At 57.3% G+C, this 18677-nt stretch carries 11 protein-coding genes, 2 tRNA genes and 2 rRNA genes; 7 read left to right on the top strand and 8 right to left on the bottom strand.

All coding sequences use genetic code 11. From position 1 onward, the window contains the following. Nucleotides 1-55 precede the first annotated feature (55 nt). The 6 genes from ACA065_RS03450 to aptA form a co-directional block, all read right to left on the bottom strand. Nucleotides 56-2947 (bottom strand): 23S ribosomal RNA (locus tag ACA065_RS03450). 238 nt (nucleotides 2948-3185) lie between these two features. Further along, nucleotides 3186-3261: transfer RNA gene (locus tag ACA065_RS03445), tRNA-Ala, on the bottom strand. A gap of 10 nt (nucleotides 3262-3271) precedes the next feature. Further along, nucleotides 3272-3348: transfer RNA gene (locus ACA065_RS03440), tRNA-Ile, on the bottom strand. A gap of 122 nt (nucleotides 3349-3470) precedes the next feature. Then, nucleotides 3471-5007, bottom strand: a 16S ribosomal RNA gene (locus ACA065_RS03435). Together the 16S and 23S rRNA genes with 2 tRNA genes alongside form the textbook arrangement of a ribosomal RNA operon. A gap of 628 nt (nucleotides 5008-5635) precedes the next feature. Then, nucleotides 5636-7129, bottom strand: coding sequence for a CoA-acylating methylmalonate-semialdehyde dehydrogenase (locus ACA065_RS03430; protein WP_497693322.1), 1494 nt, complete (start codon nucleotides 7127-7129; stop codon nucleotides 5636-5638). A gap of 39 nt (nucleotides 7130-7168) precedes the next feature. Beyond that, entirely contained in the window at nucleotides 7169-8518 is a 1350-nt protein-coding gene (gene aptA, locus ACA065_RS03425) for an omega-aminotransferase AptA (RefSeq protein WP_053254186.1), read from the bottom strand. 125 nt (nucleotides 8519-8643) lie between these two features. Here aptA and ACA065_RS03420 point away from each other — a divergent pair, with 125 nt between their 5' ends. From ACA065_RS03420 to ACA065_RS03395, 6 genes are all read left to right on the top strand, one after another. Beyond that, on the top strand, nucleotides 8644-9564 hold the full coding sequence (locus ACA065_RS03420; protein ID WP_176999469.1) for a LysR family transcriptional regulator: 921 nt from the start codon (nucleotides 8644-8646) through the stop codon (nucleotides 9562-9564). Between the two features lie 88 nt (nucleotides 9565-9652). Beyond that, complete coding sequence (locus ACA065_RS03415) at nucleotides 9653-11047, top strand: uracil-xanthine permease family protein (protein WP_497693321.1); 1395 nt, start codon at nucleotides 9653-9655, stop codon at nucleotides 11045-11047. A gap of 87 nt (nucleotides 11048-11134) precedes the next feature. Beyond that, entirely contained in the window at nucleotides 11135-11794 is a 660-nt protein-coding gene (locus ACA065_RS03410) for a TetR/AcrR family transcriptional regulator (RefSeq protein WP_159954003.1), read from the top strand. A 12-nt stretch (nucleotides 11795-11806) separates the two neighbouring features. Then, nucleotides 11807-12388: an IMPACT family protein gene (locus ACA065_RS03405; RefSeq protein WP_497693320.1), complete on the top strand. Its 582-nt coding sequence runs from the start codon at nucleotides 11807-11809 to the stop codon at nucleotides 12386-12388. A gap of 56 nt (nucleotides 12389-12444) precedes the next feature. Beyond that, a complete protein-coding gene (locus ACA065_RS03400; RefSeq protein WP_497693319.1) occupies nucleotides 12445-13131 on the top strand; it encodes an SDR family oxidoreductase in 687 nt (228 codons plus the stop codon). 270 nt (nucleotides 13132-13401) lie between these two features. After that, a complete protein-coding gene (locus tag ACA065_RS03395; RefSeq protein WP_497693318.1) occupies nucleotides 13402-14760 on the top strand; it encodes an 8-oxoguanine deaminase in 1359 nt (452 codons plus the stop codon). A gap of 138 nt (nucleotides 14761-14898) precedes the next feature. Here the strand turns inward: ACA065_RS03395 and ACA065_RS03390 are convergent, their stop codons facing one another. Further along, complete coding sequence (locus tag ACA065_RS03390) at nucleotides 14899-15990, bottom strand: calcium:cation antiporter (protein ID WP_497693317.1); 1092 nt, start codon at nucleotides 15988-15990, stop codon at nucleotides 14899-14901. A gap of 193 nt (nucleotides 15991-16183) precedes the next feature. Here ACA065_RS03390 and ACA065_RS03385 point away from each other — a divergent pair, with 193 nt between their 5' ends. Beyond that, nucleotides 16184-17137: an adenosine deaminase gene (locus ACA065_RS03385; protein ID WP_017134717.1), complete on the top strand. Its 954-nt coding sequence runs from the start codon at nucleotides 16184-16186 to the stop codon at nucleotides 17135-17137. Nucleotides 17138-17273: 136 nt separating this feature from the next. Here the strand turns inward: ACA065_RS03385 and ACA065_RS03380 are convergent, their stop codons facing one another. Then, nucleotides 17274-18644, bottom strand: coding sequence for an MFS transporter (locus ACA065_RS03380; protein ID WP_497693316.1), 1371 nt, complete (start codon nucleotides 18642-18644; stop codon nucleotides 17274-17276). Between the last annotated feature and the right edge of the window lie 33 nt (nucleotides 18645-18677).

Below are 18677 nucleotides of genomic sequence, written 5' to 3'. Positions count from 1 at the left end.
TCTTCACACACCGCAATCTGGCCTCTTTCGAGTTCACAAATTGCTTGGGTGTTATATGGTCAAGCCTCACGGGCAATTAGTATTGGTTAGCTCAACGCCTCACAGCGCTTACACACCCAACCTATCAACGTCGTAGTCTTCGACGGCCCTTCAGGGGACTCAAGGTCCCAGTGAGATCTCATCTTGAGGCTAGTTTCCCGCTTAGATGCTTTCAGCGGTTATCTATTCCGAACATAGCTACCCGGCAATGCCACTGGCGTGACAACCGGAACACCAGAGGTTCGTCCACTCCGGTCCTCTCGTACTAGGAGCAGCCCCTCTCAAATCTCAAACGTCCACGGCAGATAGGGACCGAACTGTCTCACGACGTTCTAAACCCAGCTCGCGTACCACTTTAAATGGCGAACAGCCATACCCTTGGGACCGGCTTCAGCCCCAGGATGTGATGAGCCGACATCGAGGTGCCAAACACCGCCGTCGATATGAACTCTTGGGCGGTATCAGCCTGTTATCCCCGGAGTACCTTTTATCCGTTGAGCGATGGCCCTTCCATACAGAACCACCGGATCACTAAGACCTACTTTCGTACCTGCTCGACGTGTCTGTCTCGCAGTCAAGCGCGCTTTTGCCTTTATACTCTACGACCGATTTCCGACCGGTCTGAGCGCACCTTCGTACTCCTCCGTTACTCTTTAGGAGGAGACCGCCCCAGTCAAACTACCCACCATACACTGTCCTCGATCCGGATAACGGACCTGAGTTAGAACCTCAAAGTTGCCAGGGTGGTATTTCAAGGTTGGCTCCACGCAGACTGGCGTCCACGCTTCAAAGCCTCCCACCTATCCTACACAAGCAAATTCAAAGTCCAGTGCAAAGCTATAGTAAAGGTTCACGGGGTCTTTCCGTCTAGCCGCGGATACACTGCATCTTCACAGCGATTTCAATTTCACTGAGTCTCGGGTGGAGACAGCGCCGCCATCGTTACGCCATTCGTGCAGGTCGGAACTTACCCGACAAGGAATTTCGCTACCTTAGGACCGTTATAGTTACGGCCGCCGTTTACCGGGGCTTCGATCAAGAGCTTCGCGTTAGCTAACCCCATCAATTAACCTTCCGGCACCGGGCAGGCGTCACACCCTATACGTCCACTTTCGTGTTTGCAGAGTGCTGTGTTTTTAATAAACAGTCGCAGCGGCCTGGTATCTTCGACCGGCATGAGCTTACGGAGCAAGTCCTTCACCCTCACCGGCGCACCTTCTCCCGAAGTTACGGTGCCATTTTGCCTAGTTCCTTCACCCGAGTTCTCTCAAGCGCCTTGGTATTCTCTACCCAACCACCTGTGTCGGTTTGGGGTACGGTTCCTGGTTACCTGAAGCTTAGAAGCTTTTCTTGGAAGCATGGCATCAACCACTTCGTTAACTAAAAGTTAACTCGTCATCAGCTCTCGGCCTTAGAATCCCGGATTTACCTAAGATTCCAGCCTACCACCTTAAACTTGGACAACCAACGCCAAGCTGGCCTAGCCTTCTCCGTCCCTCCATCGCAATAACCAGAAGTACAGGAATATTAACCTGTTTTCCATCGACTACGCTTTTCAGCCTCGCCTTAGGGACCGACTAACCCTGCGTCGATTAACGTTGCGCAGGAAACCTTGGTCTTTCGGCGTGGGTGTTTTTCACACCCATTGTCGTTACTCATGTCAGCATTCGCACTTCTGATACCTCCAGCAAGCTTCTCAACTCACCTTCACAGGCTTACAGAACGCTCCTCTACCGCATCACTTACGTGATACCCGTAGCTTCGGTGTATGGTTTGAGCCCCGTTACATCTTCCGCGCAGGCCGACTCGACTAGTGAGCTATTACGCTTTCTTTAAAGGGTGGCTGCTTCTAAGCCAACCTCCTAGCTGTCTAAGCCTTCCCACATCGTTTCCCACTTAACCATAACTTTGGGACCTTAGCTGACGGTCTGGGTTGTTTCCCTTTTCACGACGGACGTTAGCACCCGCCGTGTGTCTCCCATGCTCGGCACTTGTAGGTATTCGGAGTTTGCATCGGTTTGGTAAGTCGGGATGACCCCCTAGCCGAAACAGTGCTCTACCCCCTACAGTGATACATGAGGCGCTACCTAAATAGCTTTCGAGGAGAACCAGCTATCTCCGAGCTTGATTAGCCTTTCACTCCGATCCACAGGTCATCCGCTAACTTTTCAACGGTAGTCGGTTCGGTCCTCCAGTTAGTGTTACCCAACCTTCAACCTGCCCATGGATAGATCGCCCGGTTTCGGGTCTATTCCCAGCGACTAGACGCCCTATTAAGACTCGCTTTCGCTACGCCTCCCCTATTCGGTTAAGCTCGCCACTGAAAATAAGTCGCTGACCCATTATACAAAAGGTACGCAGTCACCCAACAAAGTGGGCTCCCACTGCTTGTACGCATACGGTTTCAGGATCTATTTCACTCCCCTCTCCGGGGTTCTTTTCGCCTTTCCCTCACGGTACTAGTTCACTATCGGTCAGTCAGTAGTATTTAGCCTTGGAGGATGGTCCCCCCATATTCAGACAAAGTTTCTCGTGCTCCGTCCTACTCGATTTCATGACTAAGAGATTTTCGCGTACAGGGCTATCACCCACTATGGCCGCACTTTCCAGAGCGTTCCGCTAATCTCAAAGCCACTTAAGGGCTAGTCCCCGTTCGCTCGCCACTACTAAGGGAATCTCGGTTGATTTCTTTTCCTCAGGGTACTTAGATGTTTCAGTTCCCCTGGTTCGCCTCTTACGCCTATGTATTCAGCGTAAGATAACCATCTTATGATGGCTGGGTTCCCCCATTCAGACATCTCCGGATCAAAGTCTGTTTGCCGACTCCCCGAAGCTTTTCGCAGGCTACCACGTCTTTCATCGCCTCTGACTGCCAAGGCATCCACCGTATGCGCTTCTTCACTTGACCATATAACCCCAAGCAATCTGGTTATACTGTGAAGACAACATTCGCCGAAAATTCGATAATACTCAATTACGAGTAACTCACAAATTTTACCTTAGCCTGATCCGTTACCAGTGAAAGTAACGTTCAGTCTATCTTTCTATCACATACCCAAATTTTTAAAGAACGATCTAATCAAAGACTAGAAATCAATATTCACTTCAGAATATTCATTTCTAAACTCTAACAGCAGAAGCAGTTATGGTGGAGCCAAACGGGATCGAACCGTTGACCTCCTGCGTGCAAGGCAGGCGCTCTCCCAGCTGAGCTATGGCCCCATAACAAAATTGGTGGGTCTGGGCAGATTCGAACTGCCGACCTCACCCTTATCAGGGGTGCGCTCTAACCAACTGAGCTACAGACCCAATTTCGAGCGCAACTGATTAGCTAAGAGCTATCAGCTTGGAGCTTAAAGCTGCTTCTATCGTCTTCTTCAATGAATCAAGCAATTCGTGTGGGAACTTATGGAGCAGCTGATGTCGTCGATTAAGGAGGTGATCCAGCCGCAGGTTCCCCTACGGCTACCTTGTTACGACTTCACCCCAGTCATGAATCACACCGTGGTAACCGTCCTCCCGAAGGTTAGACTAGCTACTTCTGGTGCAACCCACTCCCATGGTGTGACGGGCGGTGTGTACAAGGCCCGGGAACGTATTCACCGCGACATTCTGATTCGCGATTACTAGCGATTCCGACTTCACGCAGTCGAGTTGCAGACTGCGATCCGGACTACGATCGGTTTTGTGGGATTAGCTCCACCTCGCGGCTTGGCAACCCTCTGTACCGACCATTGTAGCACGTGTGTAGCCCAGGCCGTAAGGGCCATGATGACTTGACGTCATCCCCACCTTCCTCCGGTTTGTCACCGGCAGTCTCCTTAGAGTGCCCACCATTACGTGCTGGTAACTAAGGACAAGGGTTGCGCTCGTTACGGGACTTAACCCAACATCTCACGACACGAGCTGACGACAGCCATGCAGCACCTGTCTCAATGTTCCCGAAGGCACCAATCTATCTCTAGAAAGTTCATTGGATGTCAAGGCCTGGTAAGGTTCTTCGCGTTGCTTCGAATTAAACCACATGCTCCACCGCTTGTGCGGGCCCCCGTCAATTCATTTGAGTTTTAACCTTGCGGCCGTACTCCCCAGGCGGTCAACTTAATGCGTTAGCTGCGCCACTAAAAGCTCAAGGCTTCCAACGGCTAGTTGACATCGTTTACGGCGTGGACTACCAGGGTATCTAATCCTGTTTGCTCCCCACGCTTTCGCACCTCAGTGTCAGTATTAGTCCAGGTGGTCGCCTTCGCCACTGGTGTTCCTTCCTATATCTACGCATTTCACCGCTACACAGGAAATTCCACCACCCTCTACCATACTCTAGTCAGTCAGTTTTGAATGCAGTTCCCAGGTTGAGCCCGGGGATTTCACATCCAACTTAACAAACCACCTACGCGCGCTTTACGCCCAGTAATTCCGATTAACGCTTGCACCCTCTGTATTACCGCGGCTGCTGGCACAGAGTTAGCCGGTGCTTATTCTGTCGGTAACGTCAAAACAATCACGTATTAGGTAACTGCCCTTCCTCCCAACTTAAAGTGCTTTACAATCCGAAGACCTTCTTCACACACGCGGCATGGCTGGATCAGGCTTTCGCCCATTGTCCAATATTCCCCACTGCTGCCTCCCGTAGGAGTCTGGACCGTGTCTCAGTTCCAGTGTGACTGATCATCCTCTCAGACCAGTTACGGATCGTAGCCTTGGTGAGCCATTACCTCACCAACTAGCTAATCCGACCTAGGCTCATCTGATAGCGCAAGGCCCGAAGGTCCCCTGCTTTCTCCCGTAGGACGTATGCGGTATTAGCGTCCGTTTCCGAACGTTATCCCCCACTACCAGGCAGATTCCTAGGCATTACTCACCCGTCCGCCGCTCTCAAGAGAAGCAAGCTTCTCTCTACCGCTCGACTTGCATGTGTTAGGCCTGCCGCCAGCGTTCAATCTGAGCCATGATCAAACTCTTCAGTTCAAACATCTTTGGGTTTTTAAGAAACCCTAAACTTGGCTCAGCAATCGTTGGTTACATCTTTGATTTCTCGCGGAGTAACTTGTGATGCTGATAATCTTGTTGACTATCAGTCTGACTCCACAAGCACCCACACGAATTGCTTGATTCAGTTGTTAAAGAGCGGTTGGTTAAGATCTTTCGTCTCAACCGAGGCGCGCATTCTACAGCAGCCTCATTTGCTGTCAAGTGATTATTTTCAGAAGTTTTCGAAGATTTCTTCAACAACTTCAACCACTTGCGCTTCCGATCTCTCGTTAGCGGGAGGCGAATTCTACAGCGTTACACGCTGCTGTCAACACCTCTTTTTCTCCGCTTTCGACCGAGAGGATCGAAACGTTAATAGAGCTAAACAACACCGCTCTACCAACTCCCTCTGGGCTTCGATGAACTGAAGCAACTCGCTGTCGAATCTCGCATAACTCTTTGTTTACCAAGGAGTTTTCCGTTTCGACTGCGCCGGAAGTGGGGCGAATTATAGACTTCCAGAATCTGCCGTCAACACCTTTTTTCACATTTCTGTCATATCGGTCAAAAAGCCCCCAGAAACGCGAAAGCCGGCCCCACAGGGCCGGCTTTCAACTACAACGTCTTACAAACTCGGAAAGGCAAACTGCGACGCTTCATGGCTGGCACGCTGCGGCCAACGCTGGGTAATCGCCTTGCGGCGCGTGTAGAAACGCACCCCATCCGGCCCATAAGCATGCAAGTCACCAAACAGCGAACGTTTCCAGCCGCCAAAGCTGTGATACGCCACCGGCACCGGCAACGGAACGTTCACGCCGACCATGCCCACTTCAATCTCGTCGCAGAACAGGCGCGCCGCTTCACCGTCACGGGTAAAGATGCAGGTGCCGTTACCGTACTCGTGATCGTTGATCAGTTGCATCGCCGCTTCCAGGCTGCTCACCCGAACGACACACAGCACCGGCCCGAAGATCTCTTCTTTATAGATACGCATCTCAGGCGTCACACGGTCAAACAGGCTGCCGCCCAGGAAGAACCCCTCTTCATGGCCCGCAATACTCAACCCGCGACCATCCACCACCAGCTCAGCACCCGAAGCCACCCCGTCTTCTATATAGCCACTGACCTTATCCCGCGCCTGGCCCGTCACCAACGGCCCCATATCCAGGCCACACGAAGTGCCGGCACCAATCTTCAGCGCCTTGACCTGCGGCACCAGCTTGGCAATCAACGCATCCGCCACCTGGTCACCCACGCACACCGCCACCGAGATCGCCATGCAACGCTCACCGCAAGAACCATACGCCGCACCCATCAAGGCACTGACTGCATTGTCCAGGTCCGCATCCGGCATCAGCACCGCGTGGTTCTTCGCTCCGCCCAACGCCTGCACGCGTTTACCGCGCTTGGTCGCCTCGCAATAGATGTATTCGGCAATCGGCGTCGAACCTACAAAGCTCAACGCTTTGACTTCCGGCGCTTCGATCAGCGCATCCACCGCGCCCTTGTCGCCGTGCACCACACTCAACACGCCTTTAGGCAGACCGGCTTCCTGCAGCAATTGCGCGATCAGCAGCGTTGAACTTGGATCACGCTCCGAAGGTTTCAGGATGAAACAGTTACCGCAAACAATCGCCAGCGGGTACATCCACAACGGCACCATCGCCGGGAAGTTGAACGGGGTAATACCCGCCACTACGCCCAGCGGCTGGAAATCCGACCATGCATCAATGTTCGGCCCCACGTTACGGCTGTACTCGCCCTTGAGAATCTCCGGCGCCGAGCACGCGTACTCAACGTTCTCGATCCCGCGCTTGAGCTCACCGGCCGCATCTTCCAGCGTCTTGCCATGCTCCTCGCTGATCAACTGCGAGATACGCGCCTCGTTCTGCTCCAGCAACTGCTTGAAACGAAACATCACCTGGGCACGCTTGGCCGGTGGGGTATTACGCCAGGCCGGGAACGCCGCCTTGGCCGAGTCGATAGCGCTTTGAATGGTTTCGCGGCTGGCCAGCGGTACTTGGTGAATCACTTGGCCGGTGGACGGGTTGTACACGTCGGCAGTGCGACCGGACTCACTGACCAACTGGCCATTGATCAAATGTTGGATAAGGCTCATGCAGGGCTCCTGAAAAGTTGTTCTATATAGAAGGAGAAATCAGTCGATTTTGTTCAGCACTTCGCCGACCGCATCGAACAGACGATCCAAGTCCTGCGGCTTGCTGTTGAACGTTGGCCCGAACTGCAGGGTATCGCCGCCAAAGCGCACGTAAAACCCGGCTTTCCACAAGGCCATGCCGGCCTCAAATGGACGCACGATGGCATCACCGTCACGCGGGGCAATCTGGATCGCACCGGCCAGGCCGTAGTTACGAATGTCGATCACGTTCTTGCTGCCCTTCAAACCGTGCAGCGCATTCTCAAAGTGCGGGGCGACTTCGGCGACGCTCTGCACCAGGTTTTCCTTCTGCAACAGGTCCAACGCCGCCAGGCCTGCAGCGCAAGCAACCGGGTGCGCCGAGTAGGTGTAGCCGTGGGGGAATTCCACGGCGTACTCCGGCGTCGCCTGGTTCATGAAGGTCTGATAGATCTCGCTGCTGGCAATCACCGCGCCCATTGGGATGGCGCCGTTGGTGACTTGCTTGGCGATACACATCAGGTCCGGGGTCACACCAAAGCTGTCGGCACCGAACATCGAGCCGGTTCGGCCAAAACCGGTGATCACTTCGTCGAACACCAACAGAATGTTGTGCTGATCGCAAATCTCACGCAGACGCTTGAGGTAACCCTGTGGCGGCACCAGCACGCCAGCGGAGCCGGCCATCGGCTCGACGAATACCGCAGCGATGTTCGACGCGTCGTGCAACTCGATCAGCTTGAGCAGTTCGTCGGCCAAGGCGATACCGCCCTGCTCCGGCATGCCACGGGAAAAGGCATTGCTCGCCAGTAAGGTGTGCGGCAAGTGGTCCACATCCATCAGGCCCTGACCAAACAGCTTACGGTTACCGTTCACGCCACCCAGGCTGGTGCCGGCGATGTTCACACCGTGATAGCCCCGGGCGCGGCCGATCATTTTGGTCTTGGTGGCTTGGCCCTTCAGGCGCCAGTAGGCACGCACCATCTTCACCGCGGTATCAGCACACTCGGAGCCGGAGTCGGTGAAAAACACATGGTTCAGGTTGCCTGGGGTCAGGTCGGTAATCTTTTCCGCCAGCTGGAACGACAACGGATGACCGTATTGGAAGCCTGGGGAGTAGTCCAGGGTGCCCAACTGCTTGGATACGGCTGCCTGAATTTCCTTGCGTGTGTGCCCGGCGCCGCAGGTCCACAGGCCCGACAACGAATCGTACACCTTGCGGCCCTTGTCATCGGTCAACCAGCTGCCTTCGGCGGCCACGATCAGGCGCGGGTCACGCTGGAAGTTACGGTTGGCGGTGTAGGGCATCCAGTGCGCATCCAACTTCAGTTGGCTGGCCAGGGACGAAGGGGCGTTTTCGGGCATGTTCATCAGCAAAACCTCGCAGGGCAAAAGGCAGCGTCGGGATTGAAAAGCGTTGTTGCAGCTAAATTGCCACGGGGATAAAGTCGGTGAAATTCAACTCTTCTAACCTTCAGTCAGGCCTTCACTAAACTATGAGCAGCCGTCGACCCGACCCACTGGCCCAAGTCAGCGACTTCGATATCCGCCTGTTGCGCATCTTTCGCAGCGTGGTGGAATGCGGCGGTTTCTCGGCGGCAGAAACCGTGCTCGGCATCGGCCGCTCGGCCATCAGCCAGCAAATGAGTGACCTGGAACAGCGCCTCGGGTTAAGACTTTGCCAACGCGGACGCGCCGGTTTCTCCCTGACTGAGGAAGGCCGTGAGGTCTACCAATCGGCCTTGCAATTGTTAAGTGCCCTGGAAAGCTTTCGCACTGAGGTCAACGGCCTGCACCAGCATTTGCGCGGCGAGCTGATCATCGGCCTCACCGACAACCTCGTCACCCTGCCGCACATGCGCATTACCCACGCCTTGGCGCAGCTGAAAGAGCGCGGCCCGGACGTGCAGATACAAATCCGTATGATCGCCCCCAACGAAGTCGAGCAAGGCGTACTCGACGGGCGCCTGCACGTCGGCGTGGTGCCCCAGGCCAGCGCCTTGTCCGGCCTGGAGTACCAGCCGCTGTACAGCGAACGCTCGCTGCTTTATTGCGCGGTCGGCCACCCGTTGTTTTATGCCGACGACAAGCAACTGGACGACACCCGCATCGACAGCCAGGACGCCATCGCCCCCACTTTCCGCCTGCCCGCCGAGATCCAGGCCCACTACCAGGCACTCAACTGCACCGCCAGCGCTTCGGACCGTGAAGGCATGGCGTTCCTGATCCTCACCGGCCGCTATATCGGCTACCTGCCCGATCACTACGCCAGCCTGTGGGTGCAACAAGGCCGACTACGCGCGCTGAAACCGACTACACGGTTTTACGATTTAAGCCTCGCATCGGTCACGCGCAAAGGCCGTCGCCCTCATTTGGTGCTGGAAAGCTTTCTCGAGAGCCTGGCGGCAACGCGCTAACTCGGGCCTCTCGCCAAAAGCTGAGCAACTGGACAGTTTTTTGCAAGGAGGCAAGGACCTTGAACCGTCCGCCTCGAGTTTGCCCGCCATGCCCCCAGAATCCTCCAGCCCCAGCGACCTGATCTACGGCCTCAATGACCGACCAAAACCCCTGCCCGCCCTACTGGCCGCACTGCAACATGTGCTGGCCGCCTTCGTCGGCATCATCACGCCACCGTTGATTATCGGTTCCACCCTGGGCCTCACCGCCCATTTGCCCTACTTGATCAGCATGGCGTTGATGGTCTCCGGCGTCGGCACGTTCATTCAGGCACGTAGGCCGTTTGGCATCGGCGCCGGGATGATCTGCCTGCAAGGCACCAGCTTTGCGTTTCTCGGCGCAGTGCTGTCGGCGGGTTTCCTGGTGAAGCAACGCGGTGGCAGCCCGGAAGACATCATGGCGATGATCTTTGGCGTGTGCTTTTTCGGCGCGGCGGTGCAGATCGTGCTGAGCCGCTTTATCGGCCAGCTACGTCGAGTGATCACGCCATTAGTTACCGGGATTGTCATCACCCTGATCGGTATCAGCCTGATCAAAGTCGGCATCACCGACCTCGGTGGCGGGTTCAACGCGCCCGACTTCGGCGCGCCCATCAACCTGGCGCTGGGCGTGTTCGTGGTGCTGACCATCATTCTGCTCAACCGCTCCAACACGCCGTGGGTGCGTCTCTCGGCGATCATCATCGGCCTGGCCCTCGGCAGTCTGGCTGCCTGGTTCAGCGGCAAGCTGGTGCCCCAAGCCCTGCCTGACTTACCCTTGATTAGCGTGCCGATGCCGTTTCGCTTTGGTTTCACTTTCGACTGGAGCGCCTTCCTACCCATCGCGCTGATTTATCTGATCAGCAGTATCGAAACCGTCGGCGACCTCACTGCCAATTGCATGATTGCCCGTCAGCCCATCAGCGGCCCCTCTTATATAAGCCGACTCAAGGGCGGCGTGTTGGGCGATGGCGTGAGTTGCATGATCGCCGCCACCTTCAGCGCCTTTCCCAACACCACCTTCGCGCAGAACAACGGCGTGATTCAGCTCACCGGCGTGGCCAGTCGTTACGTCGGTTTGTACATTGGCGTGCTGCTGTTTTGCCTCGGCTTGTTTCCGCTGATCGGCGCCGTGCTGCAGCAAATCCCCAAACCGGTATTGGGCGGCGCGACCCTGGTGATGTTCGGCAGCGTGGCCGCTGCCGGTGTGCGCATCCTCGCCCAGGCGCCGCTGGACCGACGCAGCATGCTGATCATCGCCACTTCGTTCGGCGTGGGCCTGGGCATTGCCGCCCAACCCGGCCTGTTGCACTTGATGCCGGCCCTGGTGCAAAACCTGTTCGACTCAGCCATCACCAGCGGTGGCCTGACCGCTATCGTGTTGTGCCTGTTATTGCCGGAAGCCAAAGCGACCACTGCTGCCGCAAACCACACGTCGGAAAGCGACACACTGGAACCGCTTTGACGGTTTTATTGCATCGGGACTTGTCTGAGGCTTGAGGGTGGGTTATCTGTGCACACGTCGTCTCTATCGATCAGCACGGAAACCTCCATGAGCCTCGAAGTTCCTGCCCACAGCAACCACGCCGGTAAACCCGCCAGCCGTATTCGGCAAAAGAACGAACAAGCGATTCTCCAGGCTGCTGAAGATGAGTTCGCGCGCCATGGCTACAAAGGCACCAGCATGAACACCATTGCCTCGAGTGCCGGGCTGCCCAAGGCCAACTTGCATTACTACTTCACCAACAAGCTTGGCCTGTATATCGCGGTGCTGAGCAATATCCTCGAACTGTGGGACAGCACCTTCAACGCGCTGACCGCCGAGGATGACCCGGCCGTGGCCCTGACCCGCTACATCCGCACCAAGATGGAGTTTTCCCGGCGCCACCCACAGGCCTCGCGCATCTTCGCCATGGAGATCATCAGTGGCGGCGAATGCCTCACCGAATATTTCAGCCAGGATTACCGCGCCTGGTTCAGCGGCCGCGCGGCAGTGTTCCAAGCCTGGATCGACGCCGGCAAGATGGACCCCATCGACCCCGTGCACCTGATATTCCTGTTGTGGGGCAGCACTCAGCACTACGCCGACTTCGCCACCCAGATCTGCCGCGTCACCGGTCGCACCAAGCTGACCAAACAAGACATGGAAGACGCTGGCACTAACCTGATCCATATCATTCTCAAAGGCTGTGGCATCAAGCCGGCCCAATAAACGAAGCGACTTATGCCTTTCACGCTCACCGGCCTTTGCGAATTTCGTGAAGAAATACGCAAAAGCCGTTTCATCACCCTCGCGGCGCCGATCACCAGCGCGCAAGACGCCCAAGCGTTTTTCGAGCAGCACAGCGACTTCAACGCCACGCACAACTGCTGGGCCTGGAAACTGGCCGACCAGTACCGCAGCAACGACGACGGCGAACCCGGTGGCACGGCCGGGCGCCCGATTCTGGCGGCCATCGAAGCCCAAGGGTTTGACCAAGTCGCGGTGCTGGTGATTCGCTGGTACGGCGGCATCCAACTGGGCACCGGTGGCCTGGCCCGTGCCTACGGCGGCGGCGCAAACAAATGCCTGCAGAATGCCGAACGTATCGAGCTGATCAGCCGCGTACCACTGAGTTGCGCCTGCGGATTCTCCGAGTTGAACCTGGTGAAACTGCGCGTCGCCGAACTCGGCGGGTTGGTGGTGGAGGAAACCTTCACCGCCAATGGCGTGGAGCTGCAACTGGCACTGGGCGAAGCACACATCGACACCCTGCAAACCCAACTCGCCGACCTGAGCCGTGGACGCATCCTGCTGGAGCGCTGAAACTGCTAATGTTGTTCGCTCAATTCCCTGAACCGCGACGTCAAAGGAAGCCCTGCATGCCTACGCCAAAAACTGCACTGATCATCGGCGCCTCCCGCGGGCTAGGCCTTGGCCTGGTCAAGCAATTGCTCCAGGACGGCTGGGACGTGACCGCCACCGTGCGCGACCCGAACAACGCGGATGCCTTGAAAGCCTTAGGCCCGTCACACATCGAGAAGCTCGACATGGACGATCAGCAAGCCGTGATCGCCCTGAACCAGCGCCTCAAGGGCCACACTTTCGACCTGCTGTTCGTCAACGCCGGCGTCAAGGGCCCGGCCAACCAGGAACCTGGCCACGCCACCCTGGCGGAAGTCGGCCAGCTGTTTTTCACCAACGCCGTGGCGCCGATCAACCTGGCCCAGCGTTTTGTCGGGCAGATCCGTAAAGACAGCGGTGTACTGGCCTTCATGAGTTCGGTACTCGGTAGCGTGACCATTCCCGACGGTTCGGACCTGGCGCTGTACAAGGCGAGCAAGGCTGCACTCAACTCCATGACCAACAGCTTCATCACCCAACTCGGCGACCACACACTCACCGTGCTGTCGTTGCACCCGGGCTGGGTGAAGACCGATATGGGCGGTGAAAACGCGCACATTGATGTGGATACCAGCGTGCGCGGCCTGGTGGATCAAGTGAACGCCTATACCGGCAAGGGCGGCCATCACTTCATCGACTACAAAGGCGACACCATCGCCTGGTAATACCCCGGATCAACATGTGGGAGCGGGCTTGCTCGCGAAGACGTCAGCCCAGCAAACATTAATGTTGACTGACCCACCGCTTTCGCGAGCAAGCCCGCTCCCACAAGAGATCAGCGCTCAACTGAACGGCATTGGGGATGCCCCTAGCGCTAGACCAGATTCAGAACTACACGTAATCTACCGACCTCGCCTTAACCGGCGACCCTGGATCAGCAGACAGGGCAACACTGAGCTGGCAAACCTGAACCCATCATTCAGAGGAGCCGGCCAATGCCTGCGACCCGTATCTGGTTAAAAAACCCCCTCGCGATTTTCACTGCCAATGGCCTCGACGGCCGTGGCGGCCTGGTGGTGCAAGACGGTGTGATCACCGAAGTGCTGGGCTGGGGGAAAGAACCCGCCGTGCCTTGCGGGCAAGTGTTCGACGCTCGCGAACACGTGATCCTGCCCGGGTTGATCAACACCCATCACCACTTCTACCAAACCCTGACCCGCGCCTGGGCGCCGGTGGTTAATCAGCCGCTGTTTCCATGGCTGAAAACCCTGTACCCGGTATGGGCGCGGCTGACCCCGGAAAAACTCGCGCTGGCATCCAAAGTCGCCTTGGCGGAATTACTGCTCTCAGGCTGCACCACTGCGGCGGATCACCATTACCTGTTCCCCGAAGGCCTGGAAAATGCCATCGACGTGCAAGTCGACAGCGTGCGCGAACTGGGCATGCGCGCCATGCTCACTCGCGGTTCCATGAGCCTGGGCGAAGCCGATGGCGGCCTGCCGCCGCAACAGACCGTGCAACAAGGCCACGTCATCCTCGAAGACAGCCAGCGCCTGATTCGCGAATACCACCAGCATGGCGACGGCGCGCAAATCCAGATTGCCCTGGCGCCCTGCTCGCCGTTTTCGGTCACCCCGCAAATCATGCAGGCCAGCGCCGAACTCGCCAACAGCCTCGACGTGCGCCTGCACACTCACCTGGCGGAAACCCTCGACGAGGAAGACTTCTGCCTGCAGCGCTTCGGCCTGCGCACCGTCGACTACCTCGACAGCGTCGGCTGGCTCGGCCCGCGTACCTGGCTGGCCCATGGCATTCACTTCAACCCGGATGAAATCGCGCGCCTCGGCGCGGCCGGCACCGGCATCTGCCATTGCCCAAGCTCGAACATGCGCCTGGCGTCCGGTATCTGTCCGACCTTGGACCTGCTCGCTGCCGGCGCGCCGATTGGGCTTGGCGTGGATGGCTCCGCCTCCAACGACGCGTCGAACATGATCCTTGAAACCCGCCAGGCCTTGTATATCCAGCGCCTGCGTTACGGCGCCGAAAAGATCACCCCCGAAGGCGTGCTGGGTTGGGCTACAAAGGGTTCGGCGCAATTGCTCGGGCGTACGGATATTGGCGAATTGGCCGTGGGCAAACAGGCTGATCTGGCGCTGTTCAAACTCGACGAGCTGCGCTTCTCCGGCAGCCATGATCCGATTTCGGCACTGCTGCTGTGCGGTGCCGACCGTGCGGACCGGGTGATGATTGGCGGTAAATGGCGGGTGATTGACGGCCAGGTCGAAGGCCTGGATTTGAAAGGCTTGATTGCCGATCACAGCCAGGCGGCGCGGGAACTGATCAACCGGGCTTAACTGAAGAAACACCTTCGAAAATGTGGGAGCGGGCTTGCTCGCGAAGGCAGTGTGTCAGTCGATTAATAAGCTGACTGCTCCACCGCATTCGCGAGCAAGCCCGCTCCCACATGGGCTCTGTGGTGTGCCTAAATTTGGTTACAACCCAAGCAGCGACAGCATGATAAACGTCGCAAACAACACAAAATGGGTCATCCCTTCGATGGCGTTGGTTTCGCCATCGTTGAGGTTGATCGCGCTGACGATCAGCGTGATCAACACCATCACGGTTTGCACCGGCGTCATCGCCATCTGGAATGGCTGGCCGGTGTAGAGCGCCATGGCTTCCATCACCGGCACGGTCAGGATCACCGTCGACAACGACGCGCCCAGTGCGATGTTTACCACCGACTGCATGCGGTTGGCCAACGCTGCGCGCAATGCCGTCAAAATTTCAGGTGCCGCTGAAATCGCCGCGACCACAATCGCCGTGATCACTGGCGGCGCGCCTGTCCCTTCCAGGCCCAGGTCGAGGGTTTTGGACATCACCTCGGCCAGGGCGCCAATCACGATTACGCCAAACACCAAGGTGGCGATGGAGAACGCCAGGCTGATCGGCGGCTCTTGCCGTTCTTCCGGCTGTTTTTTGCGGCGTTTTTCCGGGTAGCTGTAGCTGAAGAAATAGCTGTGCGGCCCCACCTGCATGCGCAGGAACAGGGTATAGAGCACCACCATCGCGCCGATGGTGAAGGCTGAGTAAATTTTCCAGTCGGCCTCGGGGATAAATTCCGGCACCACCATCGACACCCCCATCGCCGTGAGGATCATCACGCTGTAAGTGCGGGCCGAGTCGTCGTTGTAGGACTGTTCACCATGCTTGATGCCGCCCATCAGTGCGGCCAGGCCGAGGATGCCGTTGATGTCGAGCATCACCGCCGAGTAAATCGTGTCGCGTACCAGGGTCGGCGACGGCTCGTTGCTCATCATGATCGCCAGGATCACCACTTCCACCAGCACGGCGGCGAGGGTCAGGATCATGGTGCCGTAGGGGTCGCCGACTTTTTCCGCGAGCTGCTCGGCGTGGTGGGCCACGCGCATCGAGGCCACGACGATAAAGCCGATCAGCACGATACCGGCCAGCAGCGCCACCATCTGCCCGCTGCGCAGCATCCAGTGCTCCAACGGGTAGGCGGCGATGGCGGCAATCAGCGCCAACAGCATGTATTTTTCTTGCTTGAGGGATGTGAGCATTCCGGGCCTTTTCGTGCAGCAAATCAGTCATTGATGGGGTACAGACTGCACCACGCCGCTAACGTTTCGTTACACCTTAGTTCACGCGCTGCTTGCATGAACAAAACCAATACTCTCCTGCTGGTCAGGTTTTGCCGATTATTTCGGCCATGGCCTGTAGAATGCCGCCATTGCACCTGATGAGAATGTAGACATGTACGATTGGCTCAACGCCCTGCCCAAGGCCGAATTGCACCTGCACCTGGAAGGCTCGCTGGAGCCTGAGTTGCTGTTCGCCCTGGCCGAACGCAACAAAATTGCACTGCCGTGGAACGACGTCGAAACCCTGCGCAAGGCCTACGCCTTCAACAACCTGCAAGAGTTTCTCGACTTGTATTACAAGGGCGCCGATGTGCTGCGCACCTCCCAGGATTTCTACGACCTGACCTGGGCCTACCTGCTGCGCTGCAAAGAACAGAACGTGATCCACACAGAACCGTTCTTCGACCCGCAAACCCATACCGACCGTGGTGTACCGTTCGAAGTGGTGCTTAACGGCATCGCCGCCGCGCTCAAAGACGGCGAGCAGCAACTGGGCATCACCAGCGGTTTGATCCTGAGTTTCCTGCGCCACTTGAGCGAAGCCGAAGCCGAGAAAACCCTCGACCAGGCGCTGCCGTTCCGTGACGCGTTTGTGGCCGTCGGCCTGGACAGCTCGGAAATGGGTCACCCGCCGAGCAAGTTCCAGCGCGTGTTCGACCGTGCTCGTCACGAAGGCTTCCTCACCGTGGCCCACGCCGGCGAAGAAGGCCCGCCGGAGTACATTTGGGAAGCCATCGACCTGCTGAAAATCCAGCGCATCGACCATGGCGTGCGCGCCATTGAAGACGAGCGCTTGATGCAGCGGATCATCGATGAGCAGATCCCGCTGACCGTGTGCCCGCTGTCCAACACCAAGCTGTGCGTATTCGATGACATGGCCCAACATAACATTCTCGACATGCTCGAGCGTGGTGTGAAAGTGACAGTGAATTCGGATGACCCGGCATACTTCGGCGGTTACGTCACCGAGAACTTCCACGCGCTGTACACCTCGCTGGGCATGACCCAGGACCAGGCCAAACGCCTGGCGCAGAACAGCCTGGATGCGCGGTTGGTAAAGCCATAACCCGCGCTCACTGAAGGAATGCAGGCTAAATGTGGGAGCGGGCTTGCCCGCGAATGCGGTGTTTCAGTCGACACATGTATTGACTGACACACCGCATTCGCGAGCAAGCCCGCTCCCACATTGACCTCACTGGCCTTTAGATTTCGGTCAGTTCTTCCAACGTTTTGCCCTTCGTCTCCATCCCAAACACCCACACCACCAGCGCCGCCACCGCAAAACACAGCGCGCCCAAAGCAAACACCCCGCCCTGCCCGGTTATCGGAAACACCAACCCAGTCACCAACGGCCCCAGCAATGAGCCGACCCGACCAATCGCCGAGGCAAACCCGGAACCGGTGGCCCGCGCAGAAGTGGGGTACAGCTCCGGCGTGTAGGTGTACAGCACCGCCCACATGCCAAACAGAAAGAACTGCATCAACAGCCCCGACGTAATCAGCAGCCCCACGTTGCCGCCAAACACAGCGCTCTGCCCATACAGAAACGCCATTACCCCACCGCCCAGCAACGTCACCACGCATACCGGTTTGCGCCCCCAGCGCTCCACCAGCCAGGCCGCCATCAAGAAACCGGGAATCCCGCCCAGTGAAATAATGACTGTGTAGTACACCGACTGTGTCACGGCAAAACCCGACTGCTGCAATAACGCGCTCAGCCAGGAAGTCAGCCCGTAAAACCCGAGCAACGCAAAGAACCACACGCTCCAGATCATCATCGTGCGCTGGCGATACTGTGCCGACCACAACTGCTGAAACGCCGAGAAAAACGTCCCCGGCACGCTCTCAACCCGCGGCAAGGCAATTGGCTCCGGCAAGTCGGCACGCCCCAGTGAGTCACGCACTTTTTGCTCAATGCCCTGCAACACTTTGTCTGCCGCCTCGTGCCGTCCTGCCTGCTCAAGCCAGCGCGGCGACTCCGGGATAAAAAACCGAATCGCCAAGACAAACACCGCCGGCACGGCCAACACCAAGAAGATGTCGCGCCAGCCAATCACCGGCAGCAGCAAATAAGACAGCACCCCCGCCGCCACAAAACCGAGCGGCCAGAAACCATCCATCAAGGCGATATAGCGCCCGCGCCCTTTCGCAGGGATCAACTCCGAGAGCATCGACTGCGCAATGGGGAACTCCATGCCCATGCCGATCCCCAGCAGGATGCGAAACAGTGTCAACGTCTCCACCGTCTGCGCCGTGGAACACAAGTAGCTGGCGATACCCCACAACACGATGCTCCACTGGAACACCGGTTTGCGCCCGAACCGGTCCGCCAGCATCCCGGATAAAGACGCACCGACTACCATGCCGAAAAAACTCGAACTGGCCAGCAACCCAGCCTGGGCGGTGCTCAGGCCGAACTCGGTTTTGATCGAGCCCAATAGAAACGTCATCATCGCCAGGTCCATGGAATCGAAGAAAAACGCCAGGGCGATGATGATAAAGATGACTCGGTGGTAACCGCTGATGGGCAACCGTTCCAACCGCTGCGCTGCGCTATAGCCTTGCATACCCATGCCGCACCCCCTGTGTGAAAAACCCCTCGGCGA

It is taken from the genome of Pseudomonas sp. LBUM1640 (assembly GCF_059716225.1).
The sequence above is the reverse complement of the archived record's forward strand: the minus strand, read 5'-3'. Positions and strand labels throughout refer to the sequence as shown.

What these genes read in the sequence shown, in the direction of transcription:
- ACA065_RS03430 (WP_497693322.1), bottom strand. Translation starts at nt 7,129, where the DNA reads ATGAGCCTTATCCAACATTTGATCAATGGCCAGTTGGTCAGTGAGTCC.
- aptA (WP_053254186.1), bottom strand. Translation starts at nt 8,518, where the DNA reads ATGAACATGCCCGAAAACGCCCCTTCGTCCCTGGCCAGCCAACTGAAG.
- ACA065_RS03420 (WP_176999469.1), top strand. Translation starts at nt 8,644, where the DNA reads ATGAGCAGCCGTCGACCCGACCCACTGGCCCAAGTCAGCGACTTCGAT.
- ACA065_RS03415 (WP_497693321.1), top strand. Translation starts at nt 9,653, where the DNA reads ATGCCCCCAGAATCCTCCAGCCCCAGCGACCTGATCTACGGCCTCAAT.
- ACA065_RS03410 (WP_159954003.1), top strand. Translation starts at nt 11,135, where the DNA reads ATGAGCCTCGAAGTTCCTGCCCACAGCAACCACGCCGGTAAACCCGCC.
- ACA065_RS03405 (WP_497693320.1), top strand. Translation starts at nt 11,807, where the DNA reads ATGCCTTTCACGCTCACCGGCCTTTGCGAATTTCGTGAAGAAATACGC.
- ACA065_RS03400 (WP_497693319.1), top strand. Translation starts at nt 12,445, where the DNA reads ATGCCTACGCCAAAAACTGCACTGATCATCGGCGCCTCCCGCGGGCTA.
- ACA065_RS03395 (WP_497693318.1), top strand. Translation starts at nt 13,402, where the DNA reads ATGCCTGCGACCCGTATCTGGTTAAAAAACCCCCTCGCGATTTTCACT.
- ACA065_RS03390 (WP_497693317.1), bottom strand. Translation starts at nt 15,990, where the DNA reads ATGCTCACATCCCTCAAGCAAGAAAAATACATGCTGTTGGCGCTGATT.
- ACA065_RS03385 (WP_017134717.1), top strand. Translation starts at nt 16,184, where the DNA reads ATGTACGATTGGCTCAACGCCCTGCCCAAGGCCGAATTGCACCTGCAC.
- ACA065_RS03380 (WP_497693316.1), bottom strand. Translation starts at nt 18,644, where the DNA reads ATGGGTATGCAAGGCTATAGCGCAGCGCAGCGGTTGGAACGGTTGCCC.